4 protein-coding genes and 1 pseudogene are annotated in these 5889 nt (G+C 70.7%); 3 read left to right on the top strand and 2 right to left on the bottom strand.

What is annotated here, in order from left to right:
- From efeB to KS423_RS36595, 3 genes are all read left to right on the top strand, one after another.
- A partial coding sequence (efeB, locus tag KS423_RS36585) for an iron uptake transporter deferrochelatase/peroxidase subunit (protein WP_224284055.1) occupies positions 1–1234 on the top strand: 1234 nt, incomplete at its 5' end.
- Positions 1235–1281: 47 nt separating this feature from the next.
- Entirely contained in the window at positions 1282–2127 is an 846-nt protein-coding gene (gene efeU / locus KS423_RS36590) for an iron uptake transporter permease EfeU (protein ID WP_224284056.1), read from the top strand.
- A 252-nt stretch (positions 2128–2379) separates the two neighbouring features.
- A complete protein-coding gene (locus KS423_RS36595; RefSeq protein ID WP_224284057.1) occupies positions 2380–2991 on the top strand; it encodes a DUF4232 domain-containing protein in 612 nt (203 codons plus the stop codon).
- A 113-nt stretch (positions 2992–3104) separates the two neighbouring features.
- On the opposite strand, the gene KS423_RS36600 is transcribed toward KS423_RS36595, so the two are convergent.
- Positions 3105–5684, bottom strand: coding sequence for an ABC transporter permease (locus tag KS423_RS36600; RefSeq protein WP_224284058.1), 2580 nt, complete (start codon positions 5682–5684; stop codon positions 3105–3107).
- Positions 5685–5752: 68 nt separating this feature from the next.
- Positions 5753–5889: pseudogene (locus KS423_RS36605) on the bottom strand (ABC transporter ATP-binding protein); the annotation flags it as partial.

The following is a 5889-nucleotide window of genomic DNA, read 5'->3' on the forward strand; positions in this document are numbered from 1 at the left end:
GGTCAGCCGGCGCGCCGTCATCGGCTGGGCCGGTGCGGGCGTCGCACTCGGCGCCGCGGCCGTCGGCTCGGTCGCCGCGGCGACCCGGCAGGACGACGTCGTCCCGGTGGCCGCCCCGGTCGGTGCCGAGGTGCCGTTCTACGGCGAGCACCAGGCGGGCATCTCCACCCCGGTCCAGGACCGGCTGCACTTCGCCGCCTTCGACGTCTCCGAGAAGGCCACCCGGGAGTCCCTGGTCAAGCTGCTCAAGGAGTGGACCAAGGCGGCCGCCGCGATGACCGGCGGCCGCGAGGTCGGCACCGGCGCGGTGCCCGGTTCGCCGGAGGCGCCGCCGGACGACACCGGCGAGGCCCTCGGCCTGCCCGCCTCCCGGCTCACCCTGACCATAGGCTTCGGCCCGAGCCTGTTCGAGAAGGACGGCGTGGACCGCTTCGGCCTCCAGGCCAAGCGCCCCGAGGCCCTGATCGACCTGCCGAACTTCAAGGGCGACAAGCTCGACCCGACCCGCAGCGGCGGCGACCTCTGCGTCCAGGCCTGCGCCGACGACCCGCAGGTCGCCGTGCACGCGATCCGCAACCTGGCCCGGATCGGCATGGGCACCGTCAACATCCGCTGGTCGCAGCTCGGTTTCGGCAAGACCTCCTCGACCACCCCGGACGAGCAGACCCCTCGCAACCTGATGGGGTTCAAGGACGGCACCCACAACATCGCGGGCACCGACACCGCCAAGCTGGCCGACCACGTCTGGGCCGCCCCCGGCGACGGCCCGGAGTGGATGACCGGCGGATCCTACCTGGTCGCCCGGCGGATCCGGATGCACATCGAGACCTGGGACCGCGCCTCGCTCAAGGACCAGGAGGACACCTTCGGCCGCACCAAGGGCGAGGGCGCCCCGTACGGCAAGGGCAAGGAGCACGACGCGCCGGACCTCAAGGCGATGCCCGCGACCTCGCACGTCGCGCTCGCCCACCCGGACGCCAACAGCGGCCTGATGATCCTGCGCCGAGGCTTCTCCTTCACCGACGGCACCGACGGCCTCGGCCGCCTGGACGCGGGGCTGTTCTTCCTCGCCTACCAGCGCGACACCCGCAAGGCCTTCGTCCCGCTCCAGCAGAAGCTCGCGGCGAGCGACAAGCTCAACGAGTACATCCAGCACGTCGGGTCCGCCCACTTCGCCTGCCCGGCGGGCGTGCGCAAGCCGGGGGAGTGGTGGGGCCAGGCCCTGTTCGGCTGACCCGCTCGCAACCCCCTCGTACCACCTCTACACCCCCAGGAGCCCGCGTGTTCGGCAACTACCTGATCGGCCTGCGCGAAGGTCTCGAAGCCAGCCTGGTCGTCTGCATCCTGATCGCCTACCTGGTCAAGACCGACCGCAAGGACAAGCTGCCGCCGGTGTGGATCGGCGTCGGCTCGGCCGTGGCGCTCTCCATGGCCTTCGGCGCGGTGCTGCAGTTCGGCTCCTCGCAGCTCACCTTCGAGGCCCAGGAGGCGCTCGGCGGCTCGCTGTCGATCATCTCGGTCGGCCTGGTGACCTGGATGGTGTTCTGGATGCGGCGCACCGCCCGGCACCTGAAGTCCGAGCTGCACGGCAAGCTGGACGCGGCGATCGCGATGGGCACCGCGGCCCTGGTGGTCACCTCCTTCCTGGCCGTCGGCCGCGAGGGCCTGGAGACGTCCCTGTTCATCTGGACCGCGGTCCAGGCCACCGGCGACGGCTGGAACCCGCTGGTCGGCGCCGCGCTCGGCCTGCTCACCTCGGTGGTGCTCGGCTGGCTGTTCTACCGCGGCGCACTGAAGATCAACCTGGCCAAGTTCTTCACCTGGACCGGCGCGATGCTGGTCGTGGTCGCGGCCGGGGTGCTCGCGTACGGCGTGCACGACCTCCAGGAGGCCGGCTGGCTGCCCGGCCTGCACAGCGTGGCCTTCGACATCTCCAGCACCATCCCCAAGGACAGCTGGTACGGCACCCTGCTGAAGGGCGTGTTCAACTTCCAGCCGGACCCGACGGTGCTCCAGCTGGTGGTCTGGCTGCTCTACCTGCTGCCCACGCTGGCCGTGTTCTTCAACCTCTTCGGCGGCGGCAAGGCCAAGCCCGCCCAGCCGGTGGCCGCCAAGTCGGCCGCCTGATCCGGCGCTTCGGCACCGCGACCGCCCCGCCCGGCACCCGCCGGGCGGGGCGGTTCTCGCTTGTGTGCGGCGCTTGTACGGCGCTTGTGCGGCGCTGATTCTCGCTGGTTCTCGCCCGTTCCGGCCGAAACCAGTCAGGAGAAGGAGAAAAGCGGCCAGCTCTGACAAACCGCAGCCCCAGTGGAACCGTTCCGCCACGACCTTCGTACTAAGCGTGACAGCTCCATGCCATTACCCACCCATGGGGGGAACATGACCGTTCGCAGGCCTGCCAGGTTAGTCGCCGCCGGTGTTGCGGCCCTCGCGGCGACCGTACTGCTGACCGCGTGCGACGACGTGAAGTACACGGACGACAAGCCGGGCGACCCGAAGGCGAGCGTCGCCGGGGCCACCGTCCCCGGTGACCCGATGGCCGGCCAGGCGGCCGGTTCGCGGTGCAAGAGCGACGAGATCACCGCCACCGTGCAGATCAAGGGCGCGGGTTCGGCCATGCTGACGATCAAGAACAAGAGTGACCACAACTGCACCCTGTACGGTTACCCGGGCTTCGGCGGTCTGAAGGCCGACAACAGCGCCGACGCGCTGTCGGCCAACCGCGATGCGCACCCCGGCCCGGCGGTGCTGGTCACCCTGAAGCCCAACAAGTCCGGTTACGCGGGCCTCAAGTGGAGCGTCTGCGACACGTCGGACTCGACCTGCCACGTGCTCACCGGCCTCCAGGTCACCGCGCCGGACGAGACCACGCCGGTCACCGCCGAGGTGCTCGGCACCGACGGCAAGCCGGCCGGCCAGCTGCTGGTCTCGGCCGCCGGGCTGACCACCGGCACCTTGCAGCCGAACAACGAGAAGGTGCTCTTCAACTGATGGTTCTCACCTGATGCGTTCCGACTGACGATGTCCGGCTGACGACATGACGGAGCCCCCGGGGCGGTTCTGAGAACCGCCCCGGGGGCTCCCGGCTTCCGTACTTCCGGACGTTACTGGCTCTTGATCGAGTCCAGGATGTCGATCTTGGACGCCCGGTAGGCCGGCCACATCGCGGCCAGCAGGCCGATCACGGCGGCCGCGAGCAGGTAGCCGGCGATCTGCAGCGGCGGCACCACGGTGGTGATGCCCTTGAGGCTGTCCGCCAGCGTGCGCACGCCCGCCCAGGCGACCAGGATGCCGAGGCCGACACCCACCAGCCCGCCGAACAGCGCGATCAGCAGCGACTCCAGCCGGACCATCCGGCGGATGCCGAGCCGGTCCAGGCCGACCGCCCGCAGCATCCCGATCTCCCGGCGGCGCTCGAAGACCGACATCGCCATGGTGTTGACCACGCCGAGCACCGCGATGACCACGGACATGCCGAGCAGGCCGTACATCATGTTCAGGATCCCGGTGACCATCTGGCGGTTCTCCGCCTTGATCTCCTTCGCGCCCTTGACCGCGATCAGCGGGTTGCCGCCGGACGCGTCGCGCAGCGCCTGCTTCAGCTCGGGGGTCGCGCCGTTCGTGCCCTTGACCAGGATCTTCTCCAGCCCGGAGCCGGGCTGGGCGTGCGGGCCGACCACGGCCTCCGGGGCGACGATCGAGGCCAGCGCGGTGTTGGCCTCCAGGATGCCGCCGACGGTCAGCGAGCCCTTGACGCCGTCCGGGTAGGTGACGGCGAGGGTGTCGCCGACCTTGTACCCGGCCGCCTTGGCGCGGCCCGAACTGACCAGCAGCCTGCCCTGCTTGAGGGCGTCCGCGGAGCCCTCCGTGACCTTGACGGTGGCCAGCTGGTCGATGGTCGCGGCGTCCACCGCGGTCATCCACTCGCTGTCCTCCCCGTTCTGCCCGATCCCGACGGACATGCTGCGCTCGGCGCTCACCACGCTGACGCCGGGCGCCTTGGCGATCTGGGTGGCGATCTCGGGGGAGAGCGAGGAGAAGTTCTGCATCGCGATCGTGTAGTCGGCCTTGAGGTCGGTCGCGGTGAGCCTGTCCACCGCCTGGTTCACCGAGGCGCCGATCACGGTCAGCGAGGTGATCAGGGTGACGCCGATGGTCAGCGCCGAGGCCGTGGCGGCGGTGCGGCGCGGGTTGCGGATCGCGTTCTCCTTGGCCAGCTTGCCCGGCGCGCCGTACAGGGCGCGCAGCAGCGGGGAGATCAGCGTGATCAGCGGCCGGGACAGCAGCGGGGTCAGCACGAACACGCCGATCAGCAGCGCACCGGCGCCGAGGCCGACCAGCTTGACCTCCTTGCCGCCCACGCCGGCCGCCAGCGAGGCGACGCCGACCAGGGAGAACAGCAGACCGATGATGTTGCGGACCCGCAGGCCCTTCTGGGTGGCGGGCTGCTCGGCCGAGCTCATCGCCGCCACCGGGGCGATCCGGGAGGCCCGGCGGGCGGGCAGCCAGGCGGCCAGTACCGTCACCAGCACGCCGACCGCGAGCGCGGCGATCACCGTGGTCGGGGCGACGATCAGCGGGCCGTCCGGCAGGTTCGCGTCCATCGGGCCGTTGAGCAGCGACTTGAGCCCGACGGCGATGCCGATGCCCGCCAGCAGACCGGTCACCGACGCGGTCAGGCCGACCAGCAGCGCCTCGACCAGCACCGAGCGGGTGATCTGGCGGCGGGTGGCGCCGACGGCGCGCAGCAGGGCCAGCTCCTTGGTGCGCTGGGCGACCAGCATGGTGAAGGTGTTGGCGATGATGAAGATCCCGACGAACAGCGCGATGCCGGCGAAGGCCATGAGGAAGGTGGTCAGGAAGGTGGTGCCCTTCCTGATCATCTCGTCCTGCTCGTCGGCGAGCTCGCGGCCGGTCTTGGCCTCGATGAAGTCGCCCTGCGGGACGGCCTGCTTGACGGCGGTGAGCAGCGCGGTGTCGTCGGTGCCCGGCTTCGCCTTGACGTCCAGCTCGGCGAAGCGGCCCGGGCTCAGGTAGAGCTGCTGGGCGGTTGCGGTGTCGAAGGCGGCCAGCGAGCCGCCGGCCACCACGCGCGGGTCGTTGGTGTGCACGGTGCCGGTGAGCTTGAGCTGCATCACCGGGCCGTTGACCGCGACCCGGACGGTGTCGCCGACCTTGTAGCCGCCCTTGACGGCGGTCTTGGTGTCCAGCGCGATCTCGGTGGCGTTCTTCGGGCCGCGGCCCTCGACCAACGGGTAACGCGGGTCGGTGCCGTCGGCGCCCGGCACGTAGTTGGTGCCGGTGGTGGAGAATCCGTTGCCGATCAGCGCGCCCTTCTTGTCGGCGATGCCGGCGAAGCCGCTCACCACGCCGCGGACATCGGCGGCGCCGGGCAGCGCGGCGACCTTCGTACGGGTCTCCTCGGTGAGGGTCGGGCCGGTGGCGGCCCCGCTGCCGTTGCCGCTGCCGTGGCCGAAGGCGGCAGCGCCGGCGGCCTCGCGGTCGCTGACCGTGACGGCGATGTCGGTGTAGCTCTTGGAGTTCTGGGTCCTGAGTGCGTTGCCGAAGGTGTCGGAGAAGACCAGCGTGCCGGCCACGAAGGCGGTGCCGAGCATGACGGCCAGTACCGTCATCAGCAGTCGGCCCTTGTGGGCGAGCACATTGCGCAGTGCGGTGCGGAACATGGGGGAGTGTCAGTCCTGGGAGTACTCGGGGGCGGGTGACTTCGGACGGGGCTGCGGCTGCCGGTGTGTCAGCTGGTGCGGCCCTTGGCGTCGAAGCGGCGCATGCGGTCCAGGACGGTGTCGGCGGTGGGGTTGTGGAGTTCGTCGACGATGCGGCCGTCGGCGAGGAAGACGACGCGGTCGGCGTAGGAGGCGGCGACCGGGT

It is taken from the genome of Streptomyces sp. LS1784 (assembly GCF_020103755.1).
GTDB lineage: Bacteria > Actinomycetota > Actinomycetes > Streptomycetales > Streptomycetaceae > Kitasatospora.